At 38.3% G+C, this 18,278-nt stretch carries 17 protein-coding genes; 8 read left to right on the forward strand and 9 right to left on the reverse strand.

Annotation, left to right across the window (positions count from 1 at the left end; all coding sequences use genetic code 11):
- Together EUBIFOR_RS12390 and EUBIFOR_RS12925 are read left to right on the forward strand one after the other, a co-directional pair.
- The coding region (locus EUBIFOR_RS12390; protein ID WP_003864615.1) for a transposase at positions 1 to 568 on the forward strand (568 nt) is incomplete at its 5' end.
- Between the two features lie 46 nt (positions 569 to 614).
- On the forward strand, positions 615 to 788 hold the full coding sequence (locus EUBIFOR_RS12925; protein WP_003864616.1) for a hypothetical protein: 174 nt from the start codon (positions 615 to 617) through the stop codon (positions 786 to 788).
- Positions 789 to 929: 141 nt separating this feature from the next.
- Here EUBIFOR_RS12925 and EUBIFOR_RS03790 read toward each other — a convergent pair whose 3' ends face one another.
- The 4 genes from EUBIFOR_RS03790 to EUBIFOR_RS03810 form a co-directional block, all read right to left on the reverse strand.
- On the reverse strand, positions 930 to 6,191 hold the full coding sequence (locus EUBIFOR_RS03790) for a SpaA isopeptide-forming pilin-related protein (RefSeq protein ID WP_003864617.1): 5,262 nt from the start codon (positions 6,189 to 6,191) through the stop codon (positions 930 to 932).
- 473 nt (positions 6,192 to 6,664) lie between these two features.
- Positions 6,665 to 7,285 (reverse strand): sigma-70 family RNA polymerase sigma factor, encoded by a 621-nt coding sequence (locus EUBIFOR_RS03795; RefSeq protein WP_003864618.1) that lies wholly within the window; start codon positions 7,283 to 7,285, stop codon positions 6,665 to 6,667.
- Positions 7,286 to 8,405: 1,120 nt separating this feature from the next.
- Entirely contained in the window at positions 8,406 to 8,759 is a 354-nt protein-coding gene (locus tag EUBIFOR_RS03805; protein ID WP_003864619.1) for a hypothetical protein, read from the reverse strand.
- Between the two features lie 77 nt (positions 8,760 to 8,836).
- Positions 8,837 to 10,111, reverse strand: coding sequence for a Y-family DNA polymerase (locus tag EUBIFOR_RS03810; protein WP_482793268.1), 1,275 nt, complete (start codon positions 10,109 to 10,111; stop codon positions 8,837 to 8,839).
- A gap of 300 nt (positions 10,112 to 10,411) precedes the next feature.
- Between EUBIFOR_RS03810 and EUBIFOR_RS03815 the strand changes: the two genes are divergently transcribed.
- From EUBIFOR_RS03815 to EUBIFOR_RS03825, 3 genes are all read left to right on the forward strand, one after another.
- Positions 10,412 to 10,831 (forward strand): helix-turn-helix domain-containing protein, encoded by a 420-nt coding sequence (locus EUBIFOR_RS03815; protein WP_040466194.1) that lies wholly within the window; start codon positions 10,412 to 10,414, stop codon positions 10,829 to 10,831.
- 176 nt (positions 10,832 to 11,007) lie between these two features.
- The gene (locus EUBIFOR_RS03820; protein WP_261795741.1) at positions 11,008 to 11,439 is read left to right on the forward strand and encodes an ImmA/IrrE family metallo-endopeptidase; all 432 of its coding nucleotides are present in this window, start codon (positions 11,008 to 11,010) and stop codon (positions 11,437 to 11,439) included.
- 65 nt (positions 11,440 to 11,504) lie between these two features.
- Positions 11,505 to 12,158 carry a CpXC domain-containing protein gene (locus EUBIFOR_RS03825; RefSeq protein ID WP_003864623.1) on the forward strand — a complete coding sequence of 218 codons (654 nt, stop codon included), beginning with the start codon at positions 11,505 to 11,507 and terminating at the stop codon, positions 12,156 to 12,158.
- A gap of 101 nt (positions 12,159 to 12,259) precedes the next feature.
- Here the strand turns inward: EUBIFOR_RS03825 and EUBIFOR_RS03830 are convergent, their stop codons facing one another.
- Positions 12,260 to 12,469: a DUF6219 family protein gene (locus tag EUBIFOR_RS03830; protein ID WP_003864624.1), complete on the reverse strand. Its 210-nt coding sequence runs from the start codon at positions 12,467 to 12,469 to the stop codon at positions 12,260 to 12,262.
- A gap of 45 nt (positions 12,470 to 12,514) precedes the next feature.
- Between EUBIFOR_RS03830 and EUBIFOR_RS03835 the strand changes: the two genes are divergently transcribed.
- A complete protein-coding gene (locus EUBIFOR_RS03835) occupies positions 12,515 to 12,967 on the forward strand; it encodes a penicillin-binding transpeptidase domain-containing protein (protein ID WP_083783517.1) in 453 nt (150 codons plus the stop codon).
- A 341-nt stretch (positions 12,968 to 13,308) separates the two neighbouring features.
- On the opposite strand, the gene EUBIFOR_RS12100 is transcribed toward EUBIFOR_RS03835, so the two are convergent.
- Positions 13,309 to 14,022: a helix-turn-helix domain-containing protein gene (locus tag EUBIFOR_RS12100; protein ID WP_003864626.1), complete on the reverse strand. Its 714-nt coding sequence runs from the start codon at positions 14,020 to 14,022 to the stop codon at positions 13,309 to 13,311.
- A 216-nt stretch (positions 14,023 to 14,238) separates the two neighbouring features.
- On the opposite strand from EUBIFOR_RS12100, the gene EUBIFOR_RS03845 reads away from it, so the two are divergent.
- The gene (locus EUBIFOR_RS03845) at positions 14,239 to 14,919 is read left to right on the forward strand and encodes an ABC transporter ATP-binding protein (protein ID WP_040466133.1); all 681 of its coding nucleotides are present in this window, start codon (positions 14,239 to 14,241) and stop codon (positions 14,917 to 14,919) included.
- A 24-nt stretch (positions 14,920 to 14,943) separates the two neighbouring features.
- Complete coding sequence (locus EUBIFOR_RS03850; protein ID WP_003864628.1) at positions 14,944 to 15,792, forward strand: ABC transporter permease; 849 nt, start codon at positions 14,944 to 14,946, stop codon at positions 15,790 to 15,792.
- Positions 15,793 to 16,217: 425 nt separating this feature from the next.
- Here the strand turns inward: EUBIFOR_RS03850 and EUBIFOR_RS03855 are convergent, their stop codons facing one another.
- From EUBIFOR_RS03855 to EUBIFOR_RS03865, 3 genes are all read right to left on the reverse strand, one after another.
- Positions 16,218 to 17,048 (reverse strand): hypothetical protein, encoded by an 831-nt coding sequence (locus EUBIFOR_RS03855; protein ID WP_208853792.1) that lies wholly within the window; start codon positions 17,046 to 17,048, stop codon positions 16,218 to 16,220.
- Positions 17,049 to 17,057: 9 nt separating this feature from the next.
- The gene (locus EUBIFOR_RS03860; RefSeq protein ID WP_003864630.1) at positions 17,058 to 17,402 is read right to left on the reverse strand and encodes a hypothetical protein; all 345 of its coding nucleotides are present in this window, start codon (positions 17,400 to 17,402) and stop codon (positions 17,058 to 17,060) included.
- A gap of 2 nt (positions 17,403 to 17,404) precedes the next feature.
- Positions 17,405 to 18,278: ATP-binding cassette domain-containing protein (locus EUBIFOR_RS03865; RefSeq protein WP_003864631.1), on the reverse strand; the 874-nt coding region annotated here is incomplete at its 5' end.

An 18,278-nucleotide genomic window follows, 5' to 3' on the forward strand; every position in this document is an offset into this window, starting at 1 on the left:
ACTCGGATCTTCTTTCAAAAAAGTAAAATCCCAGTGCTACACGAATCATAAAGAAGGCTTTTACGTTTATGCAAAACCAAACAAGTGTGACCCTGAAACGGTCCTAAAATACATTGGACGTTATCTTGGACGGCCAGTTATTGCCACATCCAGAATTGACAGCTATGATGAGGACTCGGAAACAGTCACATTTCATTACAACCGTCATGAAGATGACAAATATATTCAGGAAACAATCCCTGCATTAGATTTCATCAGGCGTTTGATCCGACACATACCGGAGAAACACTTTAAAATGATCCGGTATGGCGGCCTTTATGCACGTCACCGCGAAATAGATAAAAATCTGCACCTAGCAATTTCAAAAGCGAAACGGCATACTCTGCGCAACTTTAACAAATGGCGCACAGCTATCCTTTCTTCTTTTGGATATGATCCATTAAAGTGTCCAGACTGTAAACATGAAATGCTCTTTCTGGAACTTTACTTTAACCACAAGCGCGTCTCCCTCGAAGAAATGTACGAGAAAATAATGTCCAAAGCTCGTAGAAGATGGTCTTCTGCATAATTTTTATGGATTCTGTGATATAATCCTCTCAAAGGAGGAAAACACCATGAAACCAGATATCGAGGAACTGCGCAAAAAATACATCGAAAATCCACCAGAAGGAATGACTTCCAGGGACATTCGCCACATGAGCGAAGAAGAACTTCTGGATATGGATTATTTTCTAAATGATGACGAACTTGATGACGATTTTGGAGAGGAAGGCTTTTATATCTTCTAATCCAAGGATCGTCTTGTCGTCGTGCCCGCCTCCGTGCGGGCATTTTTCAATTCAAGAGAGCGCCACAGGCGGTCTTTCCTATAAAGTAAAAAAGCGTCCACAGATTCCTTTCGGTTTCCATGAACGCTCATTCTTATTTGATTAGTGTTTCTTTTTTCTCATAAATGCAAGGGCTCCTGTACCAGTCGCACCAATGCCGAGAAGCATAAACCACAGCCACAGATTGGTATTATCCCCAGTCTTTGGTGAATCACTGACAGGTTTTCCACCTTCCGGTGTCTTTTCTGCCGGTTTTTCCTCATCCACCATGGTTACATGCTGTACTTTACCGGTATCCTTTACTTCGAATTCCACATCTTTTGCAACCAGATAGCCATCCGGTGCTGTTTCTTCACGGAGAGTGTATTTTCCGATCGGAAGCATTTCGATGTAATGTGCTTTCTCTGTGCTGGTCCAGCTTTCGACAACTTTTCCATTCTGATCAAGGATTGTGAGTTTTGCTCCCGGAAGTTCTTTTCCGGCGATATCCTGTTTGGAGATTTCTACCTTCGTCACATCATCCTTCATCTCGACTTTCTGCACATCGGCAGTATCTTTGATCGTGAATTTCACGCTTTCAGCTGTCACATAACCATCGGCCGGTTTTGTTTCAACCAGTGTGTATTCTTTTCCGACAGTCAGCTCACGGATCATATGTGCTTCTTTACCGGACGTCCATTCATCCACGATATTTCCATCAGCATCTACCACTTTCAGCTTACATCCCGGAAGTTCTTTTCCGGTTGTCAGACTGGATTTGGTAAATTCTACAACGGTTGGCTGATTTTCAAAGGTAAAATCATAGGTTACTGTCGGCTGGTCTTCACCTGCATACTCAAAGGTAAATTCCTTTACTTCATCGTTGGTTACGAATCCGTCCGGTGCATAGAGCTCTTTTACATAATAAGTAGCTCCTATTGGAAGATCTGCAACAAATGTGATCTTTCCTTCTTCATCCGTAGATTTCAGTTCAATGATCTCATCGGCTTCGATCAGGACTTTACCAGTTGTCTCAGACTTAATGTCTTCCTTGGCAAATAATCCAAAGATAGCGCCTTCCAATGTACGGTCAGAATCTTTTTCTTTCTTAAGTACACTGACTTCTACTCTCTGGCGGTTGTTCTGCCAGTCTTTGTCATAGACTACAACTGGTGTATTCTGATCCACGTAAGTCAGATCTACATGACGGATCTCACCATCCAGTACATGACCGTAAGCAGTTCCTGTTTCTTTCACATAGTATTTACCAAGTGGAAGATTTTCCAGTTTTGCAATACCGGTTTCATCTGTCTTGATCGTTGCAATCAGTTCATCCTTTTTATAGTAATCGTCACTGACGCCATCGGCAGCCTTAATGTCTTCCTCAGCATAGACTTCAAACGTAACATCTGTCAGTTTTCCGGTTACATAGTTGAAAATGTGTTCCACCACACCTTTGACCTTATCGGCCAGTGTAACAGAATCCAGAAATTCTCCCTTTTTGTTGATGATGAGTTCACCAACCGGTACCTCGTCCTTCATTTCCACTTTCTGAACCTCTCCGGTATCTTTGACTGTGAATGTCACATCATTGGCTACCAGATAACCATGCGGTGCAAACTCTTCATGTAGGGTATAAGTCTCACCCACCTTCAGATATTTGATCACATGCGGTGCATCTTTGGAAGATGTCCAGCTATCTACTACATTTCCATCTTTATCCGTTACTTTCAGATAAGCTCCATCCAGTTCTACACCGGTTGTTGCATCTGATTTTGTGATCTCAACAGTTGTCGGCTGGTTCTTCTTTACGGATTTTAATGTTACTGTCTGCACATCCTGCCCCTGATAAGAAGCATCAAATCTCAGTACTTCATCCGAAGATACGAATCCATCTGGTGCTTTCAGTTCTTTTACATAATAGCTTCCAAGTGGAAGATCCAGTGTACATGCTGCCTGACCTTTTTCATCAGAAGTCATTTCCTGTAAAAGAGTATCTGCTTTGACGATCACTTTTCCATCTTTCGTCTGAATGTCTTTTGCATTGTAAATACCGAATACTGCTCCGGCTACTGTATTACCTGTCTCAGCATCCTGTTTTTCGACCGTAATCGACACTTTCTGTCGTTCATCTGTGACAGAGATTTCTTTCTCGATCACTGCAGTATCCTGATCCGCATAAGCAAATTCGACATTTTCCGATACAGTATTTAACACATAAGTGTCCGGTGCATTCTTCTCTTTAACATAGTACCTGCCAAGTGGAAGATTCTTTACGGTTGCATAACCATCTGCATCCGTTGTGACGGTTGCTACCAGTGCATCCTTTGAAAAATACAGAGTTCTCTGTCCATCTGCATCTACCTGATGATCGGCAGTATAGATATCCTCTGCCGCATAGACTTCAAATTCAGCACCTGCAAGTCCAGCCATCTCATACTGGAAGTCCTTATCAAATCCCTTTAACACTTCACCCTGTTTATAGATCTTTAACTGACCTTTGACCGGGGCATTGGTATATTCCACATCAATGACTGCATCTCCTGTGACAGGATCGGTCAGATAAGCAGTATCTGTATCAACGGCAACTGTCACATAGTTTTTGGATATTGTGTACCCATCGGGTGCCGTCACTTCCTCAATCCTGTAGTTACCAGGTTTCAGATTCTTTGGCAGTACCAGGTATCCTTCCTCATTTGTGAAATAGGATTTGTGTACCGTTGGCTTCGGATAGGATGTTGTCTGTTCCACATATTTCTGATTATCCAGGTCGTATACCTTGAACTCAGTATTAGCCAGGAGTACAGATTTCTGTGTTTCTGCATCCTTTTTGATGATCTTTAATTTTGCTTTGAATTCTTTATCCAGCAGCACTCGCCATGTCTGCGGTGTATCCGGATGATTCTCTGTGATCTTCACTACAAAATCATCAACCGGTGCATAGTTGTGTTTGCTTGTGGTTTCTCTTACCACATAAGTTCCATATGGAAGCGGAATCGATCTTGCATATCCTTTTTCATCGGTAAACATTTCTGTCTGTCCATCTGCAGTCAGTACAACTGGTCTGGCTGAATCAAAATCATAACTTCCATCTGCTTTTACCTTCAGATCACTGACAAGCCATGCCGAAAAACCAACTCCCTTAAGAAGATCTGCATCGGTCTTCCCGTTGTTTGCTGCCTTAATGATCTGGAATGGCTGCTTGACGACAGTTTCTTTACATACAGAAGTTCTTTCTACTGTCGGAACAGTAGCACCTTCGTAAGTACAGTCCACATCATGTTCTGTCGGATCCAGTACGTATCCCACCGGAGCACTAAGCTCTTTCAGATAATACTTTCCAAGATAGAGATCCGATACAGAAGCTTCGCCATTCTTATCCGTTGTCAGGGATGTGATCAGGGTGTCTTTCTTATAGATTGTTCCGGTTCTTCCATCCGGATGAACAATGTCTTCCCTTGCATAAAGACCATATACCGCACCTTCCAGTGTTGCATCACCCTGGGCTTCATTGCCTGTCTCAGCATCCTGTTTTGCAATGTTGAGCTTTGCATTTACTCGTTTGTCCGTTACATTTTTAGTCGTTGTCTTTCCGATAGCAAGAGTCACATTATAAGACTTTGTATCGATCTGATATCCTGTTGGAACAGAGATTTCTTTCAGATAAACAACTTCCTGTGTCTTTTCCATTGTGAGCTGTGAAGCACCATTCTGATCAGTTGCAGGCATCTCTGCAATCAGCTTTGTACATGCAGCATCGGAATAGATCCCGTACACTGCACCAGCCAGTGCATTGCCTGTATCCTGGTCTTTCTTTACAATGGATACCTTACATTCTTTTGTCCAGGTTACTTTAAAATCCACATATTTCTCATTTCCGACACCTTCACCGAAAACAAGAGCCAGGTCCTGTGTTCCAGATCCTGTTACAATCTTGTAAGCAGAGTATTCTTTATCAATGCTTCCCTTCATCCGAGAAGAAAATGTAGCACTGACGCTCTCTGCCTGATCAAGTGGTGCTGTCAGATAAAACTGTGTACCTCCACTGATTTCTACACTTGCTCCTGCAGCACTGGTTTTACCGGTTGTCACATTTACAAGCTTTACACCGCTTGGCAACTTAAATGTGATTGTCTGCAGTTTATCTGCTTTGAATGTGATCACACTTGTTCGCTGGCTGTTTCCTTCCACATAAGCCTTTACATTAGATTCGGAAAAGCTCATATCTACAGACGGAATGTCCGGCATATTTACACAATAGTTATAAAGTTCCATTGCCAGGTTCTTTCCTGTCGCATTGGTTCCGGATGCCCAGTCACTGGATCCATTTGCATAAGCCGCTGCAAGATGGGTAATGATGAATCTCTTTCCTGCCGGAAAATCCGGATGTTTCTCATCGAAGAAACCATTCTCATCACTTGCTTTTGTTCCGTAATAGCAGACCTTTGCAAGTGTCTTTCCATCGGCAAGTTTCTGGATCGTATAAGTTCCATTTCCCGGTCCTTTTTTCGATGGTTCAACACAGTATGCTGTCGCATTGATGCTTCCCCATTTCACATAATATGGACAAGTCAGATAAGAACCTAATCCATAATCTGCGTAATAGTACCAGGAACCGGCTGTGACTGTGACTGATTTTGTTCCTGTTTCACCGGAAGCAAGCATCATTGGCATATCAAAAGTAATACTTTCGCCTGCTTCAAGATCTGCAAGAGCAACTTCCTGGTCAACTGCTTCCTGCATGACCTCAGAGAGTGTGATCCCTGTTTCCGGATCAACGGTCTCCTGGTCTTCAGTTGCTTCGATCTCTGCATCAAATTCTTTTTCTGTCAGTTCTGTTTTGCTCTCCGTTTCAGCAGCACCAGTTTCCTCTGTAGACGAGTCAGCCTCAGAATCCTCTGTTTCTGTCTTATCGGAAGAACCAGCATCCTGATCAGAAGAACTTTCTGACTGCGAATCTTTCTGCTGATCCGCTTCTTTTACCACGATCTTTCGATTGATCTGGTAGGTTGGGTGATCCGTTGTCTGTGGTTCTACATAATAGACTGCCTTATAGGAATTGGCATAATCGGTAGAAAAGTCATTTCCATCCGTATCTTTTGCTTCCTGAAATGTAACTTTTACTTTGCTGTCATCCTGAATCGTAAGACCGATATAATCACTCTTTACATCGAAATTGTCTCCAACCTTGATCTCATAATCCTTTGCAGTTACCACTTCATCTTCATCCAGCTGATCCTTGATTTCCTCATAATACGGAATCTTTTTTACAGATCCGGCATCATCAGAAGCATAGGCAACAACGGGAGAGAGTACCGTCGATAGGACCGTTACTGCTGTCAGTAATCCAGACATCACCCTGCGTGCTTTCTTTTTCACGTTCATTCTCTTAAATCCTTCCTTTCTGATTCTTTTGTGTATGGTTATCTGTTAGTTTCTGCGTATTATCTTTTATACGAAGATGATCGCCTCCTTTCCTGAAATTTGCGCTATTTGGGATAGTCAGCACAAGCTGAGATAACAGCACAAATATATGGCGGTACCTGTTTGTCACAAATACCGCCACATCATTTCTACTGTCATCCTCTTTTCAGATTCAGACATTTTATTTTGATTTAAGATTTAAGCGTTTTCCTGTTTTCTTTCCCGGATCCGTTCCTATATCAGTTTCCATCTCTGATACGTTTTCTTCTGGCAGACACGCAGCTTTTCGCTTTATGCATGTTCAAACCGAATATCACTCCGGGCAGGCTATTCATTTTTCAAGGTACATGAAGGTGTTCTATGCAAACCCTTCATATAACGAAACGCTGAGAGCCTGTTTTACAGTGGTCTGATTCAATTTTTTTGAAATTTTTTTAAAATTCTTCGTTTTCAGCCTTTTTTTTCATCGTTTTTAATGCCCTGCTCAGGAGGTCATTTACACTCTGCTGTTTGATTCCCAGATAATCCGCGATATCCTGCTGGCGCATTTCTTCGAAATAAACCAGATTAAGCACCGTCTTTTGTCTCTCTGTTAACTCCTTGATCAGAGCATTCAGAATTTCTCTGTCGATAACATCGTCAACAAAATCTTTTGAAGATCCTCTCATAATCTCCGCATCATCTGTAACATCGCTGTTAGAAAATACAGCATGATTGGATTTGATTTTGCTCTGACTATATTCCATACGGTCTTCAGCCTCCATCAGCAGACGGATATACCAGTTTTCATTATCAAAAAACTCTTTATTGAATTCCTTGTTATCACCAGTTACACTCACATATTCATAGTCATCACAACTATGCAATGGAAATACGGTTGATTGATTTCCCGCTGTATAAAGCACATATCCGTGATCATAAACAGAGATCGTTGTTTCTGCATTGATCATTTCTTTTACTACAACTTTGTGTTCTTTCAAGGATTTCACGCTTGGGATTCTTTTCTCCATATCAGCAACTTTCACGATTTTCTTCAGTTCTTTTAATGTCAACATAATGACCACCTTTCTGCCTTTCGGCTCCGGGTGGTCCTTTCCATCTTTTATGAAATTTCTGCACAGACATAAAGAACTGCAACACAAGAGGTCACGAACTCACCCGTTTTTTTTGAACGGGAGTCCGCGACTCCTTGATAACGCATGCATCTGCGTTTAGATTACGTTTGCCAGATTGCCTGGCTTATTCAGTTGCTATGTGGATTTTCTGATTTATTCTCTGTTTGCTGTTTGCGAAACATGGAATAATCGCCCATAGCATCGTAAGGACAATGCCTTACAAATTCCTGGTATTCGATTTCAGCCATCTTTGTTTCCTCCTTTGTGTCATATTATCAAAATCTCTATTTACAATTATTTTTGCAAAAAAGAATTCAACCTCTATATAACGAAACGCTGAGAGCCTGTTTTACAGTGGGGTACGACAAAAAATTTAAAAATCTTTCGAAATACGTCAAAAAAGCCCGACAAAACAAATACTTCAACAATCTCCAAAACCAGAAAATACTTCTGATCTTGCAGTGTATCCGTAAATGTTTTGCCGGGCTCTTAGTGATTCCAGTCAGGTTCAGCTCCTTGACAAACTCTTACTGCCTGGTGCGTTCTTGATGGTTCCTGCCAAATCTAACGCTTACTACAGACAGCTCATTCTATTCTGTTATGATCCCTGATTCATCATCTTTCGGGAATACGTCCGCATCCTGGACTTTAATTGTTCATCTCGGATGTGGATCGGACGAACCGACACCATATCATCCTTTACAAATATCTCCAATGTACTGCGACATTTTTTGCACTCCACTTCTGAATCGCTTTGTGCGCTTTTTTCAATAAATGCTCCACATACAGAGCAGTGTACATGCCATTTAATAGCACCTAATCCCATATAGGCTTCCTCCTTTAAGCAATAAGATATTTCTCCATTTATTACTCAACGGACCAAAGGGAAATCAAATCCGCCTTATGAGCATCATGCCATCCATTCCGTAAGTGCCAAAGCTACACGAACAGCACGATTTCTATTCTGATCAGATCTGCTTTGTCGATCTGTGCATCCTTTTTTATCCTTTCACCAGCTACCACTCACTCTTTCCGGTATAAAAAATTCCGCTGTGATTAATTAACATGATATTTCAATAGTTTCAAATACATCACCAGTCAGATCACAGATGTCCTGGATCTGAATCTCGGTATCATCAATCCGTAAGTGGACTGATGGATCAAAAAATTCTACGGTTCCAGATAATGTATGGTACTGACCAATTAATGGATTCTTCCATGACTTTTGAAAATAAGTTGCCTGTATCTTCATTCCATATGCCAGGATCCTTAATTTCATATCCAGCTCATTTTTCTTTTCCTCAGATAAATCTCTTTTTGGTTCATAAATGATTTCCTGTTGCCGGATTGTTTCATCCAGTCCACGAAGTGCCGCAAATGGAGCAAACTGTTTTGCCCTGCGTCCTACATCCATGGGATGTCTCCTGGAAACCGGTCTTGGTAAATATAAATACGGTTGATATGCACTTGCCAGCACTTTTTGCACCTCCTCTAAGCACGGTGTCCTCCAACCTGTTCATTGCGTTCTCTATAGGTGGAACACTCCAGCAGGTTGGATCCCCGCATGATCGCATTCTTTCCATAACGCTGCTTTACATTCAATACTGCTTCCTGTAAATGCCGTTCCTTATCGGTCTGTTTGGGATCATCAAACAGGCTGTACTGCACATAACTTTCAGGAGCAACCCTGTTTGCACACACCTCGATTCTTCGGATTCCGGTATATCTGTCTGCGATCCTGAGATATAAATTTTCCACTGCATCCATGATTTTTTTTGAACTATTACTTCCTCTTTCGAGTTTTACAGTTCCTTTGGATGCCTCATGCTCATACCTGTGGTCATAGGCGATCCATAAGGTGAGAGAGCTTGTTACCAGTCCTTTTTCAAACAGATCCAGGACCAGATTATCTGTCATTTCCCTTACGATCACAAGTGCTTCGTCAAAAGAATAATTTCGCATCAGCACCTGACCATTTGAAAGGCTGTGTTCCTCCGAATGATAGTTCTTGATGTCACTCATCCGGCATGTTTCATATCCCCATGCATGATCGATCAACAGCTCTGCATCAATCCCAAACATCTTATACAGCCAGTCTTCGGATCTTAAAGAAGCCATTGCAATATCGCCCATTGTATGGATTCCATAACCGGCTAGTTTTTTTTCAGTCCGGGATCCAATCCTCCAGAAGTCACTTAATGGTTTATGATCCCATAGCTGCTCTCTGTAAGAGAATTCATCCAGGATTCCAATATGGTCATCCACATGCTTTGCTACGATATCCATTGCGATCTTAGCAAGATACAGATTGGTTCCCACACCTGCAGTTGCAGTGATGCCAGTTTCCTCCATGACTGCCTGCATAAGCTTTACCGCCATTTCTTTTGCAGTGAGATGATAAAGCTGCAGATAGTTTGTCACATCAATAAAACATTCATCGACACTGTACACATGGATATCTTCTTTTGAGACATACCGCAGATAGATTCCATAGATTTTTGCGGAATAATCCATGTACAGCTGCATCCTCGGCATGGCTGTAATGTACTTCACACAATCCGGTATCTCATGGATCCAGCACCGGTTCTTGATGCCAAGCGCCTTCATGGCCGGAGTGATTGCCAGGCAGATTGTTGACTTTGATCTGGTCGGATCTGCAACCACCAGGTTTGTTTTAAATGGATCCAGTCCACGTTCTACGCATTCTACAGAAGCATAAAAGGACTTCAGATCAATACAGATAATAGAAGTCTGATCCTGACTCACATTGCCACCTCCCATACGTCTTTCCTCTTTTTGTAACATGTATCCCATTTTGACTATCAATGATTGTCTATTCTTCCTATTTTCATTGAATTACAGGAAATTCATTTCACATATCCATTGACAAAAGAGGAAATATTGTGTATCTTATAGGAAAGATGTTTCCCTTATCTGTGATTCACATTATAGGAGAGATATTTCCTTTTGTCAAGATTAATTTTTATTTTTAGGAGACACATTTCCTGTTTTGCCTTGAAGCGGCTAATGAAACTTATAAGACAAGGCTTAGAAAGAGGTATGTTTATGACATTCGGTGAAAAAGTAAGATCATTAAGAAAAGAAAAAAAGATGAGTCAGCAGGAACTGGCCAGTATGGTTGGTGTTTCATATAGGACCATTCGATCCTGGGAAGTAGAAGGACGTTTTCCAAAACAAAATGTTCTGTATCAGAAACTGGCAGATGCATTACAGTGTGACGTTTCTTATCTCATGAGTGAGAATGAAGCTTTTATCACAGAAGCATCCGAACAGTTTGGTAACCGTGGTGCCAGACAGGCTCAGCAGATTCTGGAACAGGCTGCAGCTATGTTTGCCGGTGGATCACTGACAGACGAAGATAAAATAGCTTTTATGGATGAGATCCAGAGCCTTTATCTGGATTCCAAAAGACGTGCAAAGAAATTTACACCGAAAAAATATCTGAAAAAACAAGAGGAAAAATAATAGAAGGCGGGATTATTGTACACCTAATCTGTTACCTTATAGTTACAAGGATATTTCTGCCCTTTTTATTTTTTACTTTTGAGGTGATTTATTTGAGAAACACTTACATATATACAGAAACAAAGAAATTAATCAAGAAATATGGCACCAGGGATCCCTTTGAGATCATGGATCAGATGAACATTGTTGTCGGGGAAACTTCCAGATATAAGACACTGAAAGGATATTGTTTTATGAGCTGCAAGACGATCTATGTCATGATCAGCAGTTTCCTTTCAGAAGAAGAAAAGATGATCGTTGCCGCCCATGAATTAGGGCATATCATCCTGCATCGTTCCCAGCTGAAAATGGCTCCGATGCAAGATGATACACTCTACAATATGACGGATAATACAGAATACCAGGCCAATCTGTTTGCTGCCGATCTTCTTATTGAAGATGAAGACATTGAAGAGATGGTTCAGAACGAGGACCTGGATTATTTCGGACTCTGCAGCTCTTTGAATGCAACTCCGGAACTCATGAGCTTTAAATTATACAGCCTGACAAAACGAGGCCAGGCTTATCATATGCCGATGGAGATACAGAGCAATTTTCTGGCGAAATAATAAAGGATAAGCGTATTCTACAATAAGAAAACTATAGATTTATCTCACTGAAAGGGGGATTATTTATGTCAAAACATCATATGGAAAAGGTCACTTGCCCTTCCTGTCATCATGAGGGAGAATTTGAAGTCTGGGACAGCATTAATACTGTACTGGATCCTGAAATGAAGGAGAAGGTACTTAATCAGTCTATTTTCCTTTATACCTGCCCGAACTGTGGAGAAACCTTTCGTTTAAACTATCCTACGCTCTATCACCAGATGGAAGATCTTATCATGATTTATCTGGTTCCTGAATCAGAAGTAGAGAAGACATATGAAATGTTTTATGGAGAAAATGCTTTGGCTGATTTTCGTACCGAAAAGTACTTAAACCGGATTGTTACATCAGCAAATCAGCTCATTGAAAAGATTCAGATTTTTGATGCAGGTAAAGATGACAGGATAATGGAACTTGTTAAATTACTTGTGGCAGATTCTCTTCACGAGAATAATCCTGATAAAGAATTTGATGAACTGCGCTTTGCTGTCGACAACGACGGAACAAATATTCTTGTAATCATTAATAATGGTGAGATTACTGGTGCAGTTGACATTGACAATATGTATGAATTTGCTTCTTCACACTGCGATGATTTCAAGGATCTCCGCGATGATGATGAAATAGTTATCAATAGGGAATGGATCCTTAACAAACTTGCCGAAGCAGAAAACGAATAGTATATTTGGTGGCTACACCCCCAAGCCCCTGTAGAATAAATAACGCCAGTACTGGATATCAAAATCCCGCACCGGCGTTATTTATTAAAATATTTTGTTTTTTAATCTTCAACACTCTCTGCTGAAACTTCTTTTTTCTTCCTACTTTTACCAGAAATCATCTTGTGTCCTGTATAAATAGCCATAATCATGCAAAGCAAAGAACTTGCTGCAAAGTACTTATGGCCTTCTTTTGATCCCTTATAACCTGTATAAAAAGTTCCAAGCATTGTAATCAGTGCACCGATAGACCAATATTTATGTGATTTCATTCAGATACCTCCTGCCGTTTTTCTTAATCATATAACTTTTAAAAGATATATACAAACTGGTATTTTGAATCAATCGACAAGCAGCTCGGAGCTTCCACTATAAATTCATACCTTCAGCAAATAGGATATGACAATGAAAATATATTCGGAGATTTCTCTTCCTACTGGATGCAGTCATCCTTAAAGATTTCATCAGTAGAACAAGTTGAACTTTTGGAAAATTTATATCGAAACAACTTCAACTTTACTCCTGCTAATATTCATGCCGTCAAAAATTCCATCCATCTTACCGCCTCTGAAAATGGAGAATTTTATGGAAAAACCGGAACCGGACGAGTGAACGGGCAGGATATAAATGGCTGGTTTATAGGTTTTATAGAAAGCCAAAATAATACATACTTTTTCTCCACAAATATTCAAAGCGAACAACGTGCAACTGGTAGTAAAGCATCAGACATTGCTTTATCTATCTTGTCTGATCTGAACATATGGAAATAATCAAAACAGAGAACCTTAGCAAAAAGTGCTAGGGTTCTCCTTCTCTATTCATCCAAACTCGACAATTACTAATCAATTTTGTTTAGAGATTATTGGTTGCCGTGTTCGCTTTTCTTTCAATTATTTGATTTATCCATATTATCCTGCCTATATGGGCTAATGTTATCAGTTTGTTATCGGTGTTGATAACACTCGCTCCGTAACTGTGGATAATAACAATATGTTCCGATTCAGATTATAAACGGTTTTGCTTAGAAAAGCAACAGTATATAATTAAAAACAGTAACCACTTCAGACAAATTAAATACAACTACTATTCCTTATTTATATTCGCCATCTTACTAACGCCGATATACATTTTTATGAATTTCCAATAACTGCTTTAACACATCCTCTATCATCTCATTATTTTCGGTATAAAAAATGTTCTCTTTCTCGTTCAAAGTATTTTCCATGATCTCGATATTGCTATCTTTATCAAAGCAACCTTTTATACTTCTAAAATGATTAAATTCAATAGCAAAATCCTCTCCATCATAAATAGAAATACTAATCTCTATATCTTCAATCATAAAATCGGCATAACTGTTTTTTACATGAAAGTCCTTCTTTAAGAACGGGAGTTTTTGGTTTGGCAGTCGATACCGAACATTGTCTTTTTCTAATTCGTAAAGTTCTCCTTTTACGAATCCTAATTTCTCTGCATTCATTTCAAATGCTTGATTCATATTTCTTTCTGTAATTTTCCAGTTAATAAATACAATTGCAAATATAAGCAAACCAGCCAACAGACACATGCCCACTAATCGAATTGCCTTTTTATATTTATTGTAAAAATCTATTTTCTCAACAAACTCTTTATCCTCGTTTAATAGCTTATCCAAAGAAACATGATAGGTGTTACAGATATCAATCAACATTTGAAGATCTGGCAGACTTCTTCCATTTTCCCAACTGGAAACTGTCTGTCTTGAAACACCAAATTTTGCTCCATATTCTCCTTGAGTCATGTTTGCTTCAGTCCGAGTTTTTTTTATCATCTCTGCAACTGTCATTTCAGCTCACCTTTCCATTGTATAATAATGCTCTGTCTCAAGTATGCCATAATCGTGTATTTTACACAAGATATTATCGTTTTACATGCATGTAAAGTAACCTTATCCTTCTAAAATCCAACTGTAAAAGGCTATTTGCTTTATTTTTTTCTTCCAACAACCTATACTTTCATTAACAACAGCAATTGCCGTACAGATTTAGAAAGGATGAATTTTATGAATGATATTATTAGAACCCAAAACCTTTGTAAACATTACAAAGAAACAATCGCTTTAGATAATGTTTCCCTTCATATTCCTCGAGGTGCTATCTATGGATTGATTGGAAATAATGGTGCAGGCAAGACAACTTTAATGAGAATACTTTCTAATTTGCAAAGTCCATCCTCAGGAACAGTTGTTAAATCTGAAAATATTAAAATCGGTGCCATTATTGAAACACCTGCATTATATCCTACCTTAAGTGCAAAAGGAAATTTGAAGTATCAGCTTAAAATTTGTGGATGTCCATCAAAGGAAGTAAAGTCGAAGATTGCTGAACTATTAGAACTGGTACATCTGAAAGATACTCGAAAACTGGTAATGAATTATTCATTAGGTATGCGTCAGCGTCTGGCTTTAGCAATGGCACTTGTAGGAAATCCGCAATTCCTCATTTTAGACGAGCCTCTTAACGGACTTGATCCTGAAGGCATAAAAGATGTCAGAGCTATCATCGCAAAGTTAAATGAAGAGTATGGTGTTACCATTATGATTTCAAGTCATATCTTAAGCGAACTTCAAAAAGTGGCAAACCACTATGGTTTCCTCAAAAATGGTGTTTTAATTCAAGAATTCTCTTCATCAGAAATAGCCGATACCGATTTAGAAACTTTTTACTTCAAAAATTTTTTATAGAAAAGCAGAAAGGAGACTTAAACTATGAATAAACTTTTATCTATGGAACTAAAGCGTGCTGCAAAATCTCCAATTCTATGGCTTGGAGTAATCGCAGTAATTGCCATCAATGTTTATGGAATCTTATTAAATGGATATGGTTTCAAAATCTTTACAACAACATTTTTATTGGAAAATTCTGACCTGATATGTATCATTTTGGCAGTGTTGATTCCGTTATACTTAGGGAGTGACTTTGAAAACAGAACAATCAACAACAAGATATCCGCAGGATATACACGAAAAGAGATTTATATTGTCGAACTAATCGTCAGTAGCATATGTGCTACAGTTCTCTTTGTTGCTGATATATTATCTGTTTTCACAAGCTCAAATATTGCTGGATTAGAATTTAGTGATAAAGTCAATGTAACTGAATTTGCATTTCATGCTGCGATTGCTTTTGTGTGCATCATCACAGTATCTGCTTTGTACACTATGATTGTAATGATTTCACATAAGCAACTTATCAGTCTTGGAATTGCAGTTATTCTAACCTTAGCATTGTTGACATTAGGTGGAAAGTCAGTTTCCAGCTTAAATCAATCAAGCACTTGGACTGATCCTATCACTCATGAAATTGTGGAAAACCCTCTACGAATAGATAGTTTTGCCCGTACAGCAAATAACATTCATGTTTTAGTATCACCGTTTGCGCAGGCTGAATTTCACAGTTATCTGCTATTTGAATCAGAATTCGGCACAAAGGAAGAAACTTCTCTTATTTTCAAAGACTTTCCTTACCACATAGAATTTTGCCTGTTCAATATTCTGGAAATTCTTCTGTTTTACAAGATTGGGATTCGTATTTTTAGAAAGCAGGACTTGAAATAGTAACTTTAATAGTCTTTGTCCCCTGCATTATAAATATGCTTAATACAGATTTTATTAAGAAGGTAAAAACAGTCGCAATATACGCCTGCTTTTACCTTCTGATATTAAATTCATGAATTTATGATTTATAATTATATACATCAGCCGCCTACATTGTAAAGCAAAAAGCAAGCCATTTTAGACTTGCTTTCCGCCACTCTTATTCGAATTCGACAATTACTAATCAATTTTGTTTAGTGATTATTCGTTATCGTGTTTGTAATTCTTTTGATTATTTGATTTATCCATATTATCCTACCTATACGGGCTAATGTTATCATTTTGTTATCGGCATTGATAACACGCACTTCGTAACTGTGGATAATAGCAATATGTTCCGACTCAAATTATAAGCTGTTTTGCTTAGAAAATCAATAATCTTATTGTTAAAAAAACATCTGCCATACTCTCATAGATAACAATGACAAAATATAAAATGGAAGTATATATAGTAACCTTTGCAACCGGTTCTTTGCAGTAAATATTATAATACTCTGAATCGGCATCCATATCCAAAGGAGAATACTAAATAATTCAATTTTATACGCTATCCAATAACAGAGCATCGGGAGTAACAACAAGAACATTCCAATAACTGACTTGCATTGTAATTTTTCTTTTAAAGAATATCTGAGCGGAAATCCTTTTTTAACTAAACGTAATTCATTTTGCACATTATAGCTGACAACATTCTGTCCTAATATCAATATAGAAAACAATAATACATACTCAATATATTTTCCGTCTATCTGCGATAATAACATTGTGATTAAAACAATCGCAAAATACTGATACATAATCTGTTTCTTTCTTCTGACAATACTAACCACCTCATAAACCATCAAAAAACGATAGCGGCTGCCATAATATTTCTTCATCAGTCCTTTCATTTCCTTCTGATTATTTTGGAAGAACACTTCATCCTGCGTTTGCAAAACTGTATCATATTCTCTATTCAAAAAACCATATAACATCTGATTATATTGTTGAAAGAACGGGATAATTGCTTGATAGCTAAAATAAGGATATAAAATAAAATATAATCCGTAAATGATCAATAATATACTTGTAACAAATACACTTCCATTAAAAAAACAAATCATTACTACTGCCAACATACATATATTCATAATATCCCGATATTTATATTGGGTTGATAAAACCGTATGCATATTGACGATTGGGTTACAAAGCATAGCCACAATAAACTGTCTCAAAACTATTCCCTACATTGGGAAAGCCCAAAATAAAATCAACGCAGCACACAGCGTCAGTACCATGCTTTTTCCTATCTTCTTCACTCTCCAAATATATGTTTTTTCTATTTTCCAAATATAATTTTCAGGAGAAATACGCATTCTTGGTATTGTTCCAAACAAATTCATAAACAAGAAACAGAGAATACCATATGGTATAAAAACAGTAATATCCATTCCATAGTTTTTCTGAATCATAGATTGCAATATAAGAATACATGGCACAATAGCAATCAGTATAAAATAAGCACCTATATTTCGTTTGACCATTCTAACTGCAAATTTGAATTTCTGTTTCAAAAGCAACTGATACATACCTACTCCCCTTCAGATAAAATTTTTGCGATTTCCTCTCTGTCAACTTCCTCCATATTGATTTCTCTAATTTGTCCGTTATGTAACAAAAGACACTTGTCACAAACATTTTGTAAACACTCTATATCGTGGCTTGAAATAATGTAAATTCCTTTTTCTTTCTTGTGAAACTCCACTATTACATTTTCTAAAAGTTTCATTTGGACAGGATCAAGCCCTGAAAATGGTTCATCAAAAATAGTAATTTTTTCTTCTTGTATCATTGCACAAGCATTATTTAACCGTTGCATTGTACCTTTTGAAAGTTCTAACGGAGAATAGTTCTCATATTTTTTTAATCCCAACCCATCTAAAATCCTCTCGATTTTATCAAATGCCTCTTGTTTTTTTATCTTTCTGCTTGAAGCAATCAAAAGAAGATTTTCATATATCGTCAACTCATTAAAAAAACTTGGTTGATCCATTGCATAGGCAACCGGCATATCAAGATAATCAACCTTATTCATCTTTTTTCTGTCGATAGAGATTACTCCTGTATAATTTTTTTCATAATTCGAAAGTATATTTAAAAGAGTAGTCTTTCCAGCTCCATTTCTTCCAACAAGTCCATAAATACAAGCATTTTCAAATGTATAGTTTAAGTCCGAAAAAACAACCGTTTCACCATATTTTTTACTTAAATTTGAAATCTGAATCATAAAATTTCTTTTCCTCTCAAATCCATTTTCGTCAGCCCAACGACTAACAATCCAATAAAAACTACTGTGTCCACAAATAACAGTACAACAATATTTTTTACCACTCCGAAAGTAAAAAGTATGGAGAAAATTTCTACCGACAACACAATAAAACACATATAATTTGTCAAATACTCTG

Source organism: Holdemanella biformis DSM 3989 (genome assembly GCF_000156655.1).
Lineage (GTDB): Bacteria > Bacillota_I > Bacilli_A > Erysipelotrichales > Erysipelotrichaceae > Holdemanella > Holdemanella biformis.

Excerpts from the sequence above, each read along its gene's own strand:
- EUBIFOR_RS03820 (WP_261795741.1), top strand. The coding sequence starts at position 11,008 with ATGAACATTGTTGTCGGGGAAACTTCCAGATATAAGACACTGAAAGGA.
- EUBIFOR_RS03845 (WP_040466133.1), top strand. The coding sequence starts at position 14,239 with ATGAATGATATTATTAGAACCCAAAACCTTTGTAAACATTACAAAGAA.
- EUBIFOR_RS03790 (WP_003864617.1), bottom strand. The coding sequence starts at position 6,191 with ATGAACGTGAAAAAGAAAGCACGCAGGGTGATGTCTGGATTACTGACA.
- EUBIFOR_RS12925 (WP_003864616.1), top strand. The coding sequence starts at position 615 with ATGAAACCAGATATCGAGGAACTGCGCAAAAAATACATCGAAAATCCA.
- EUBIFOR_RS03805 (WP_003864619.1), bottom strand. The coding sequence starts at position 8,759 with ATGGATGTAGGACGCAGGGCAAAACAGTTTGCTCCATTTGCGGCACTT.
- EUBIFOR_RS03795 (WP_003864618.1), bottom strand. The coding sequence starts at position 7,285 with ATGTTGACATTAAAAGAACTGAAGAAAATCGTGAAAGTTGCTGATATG.
- EUBIFOR_RS03860 (WP_003864630.1), bottom strand. The coding sequence starts at position 17,402 with ATGTATCAGTTGCTTTTGAAACAGAAATTCAAATTTGCAGTTAGAATG.
- EUBIFOR_RS03850 (WP_003864628.1), top strand. The coding sequence starts at position 14,944 with ATGAATAAACTTTTATCTATGGAACTAAAGCGTGCTGCAAAATCTCCA.
- EUBIFOR_RS03815 (WP_040466194.1), top strand. The coding sequence starts at position 10,412 with ATGACATTCGGTGAAAAAGTAAGATCATTAAGAAAAGAAAAAAAGATG.
- EUBIFOR_RS03830 (WP_003864624.1), bottom strand. The coding sequence starts at position 12,469 with ATGAAATCACATAAATATTGGTCTATCGGTGCACTGATTACAATGCTT.
- EUBIFOR_RS03825 (WP_003864623.1), top strand. The coding sequence starts at position 11,505 with ATGTCAAAACATCATATGGAAAAGGTCACTTGCCCTTCCTGTCATCAT.
- EUBIFOR_RS12100 (WP_003864626.1), bottom strand. The coding sequence starts at position 14,022 with ATGACAGTTGCAGAGATGATAAAAAAAACTCGGACTGAAGCAAACATG.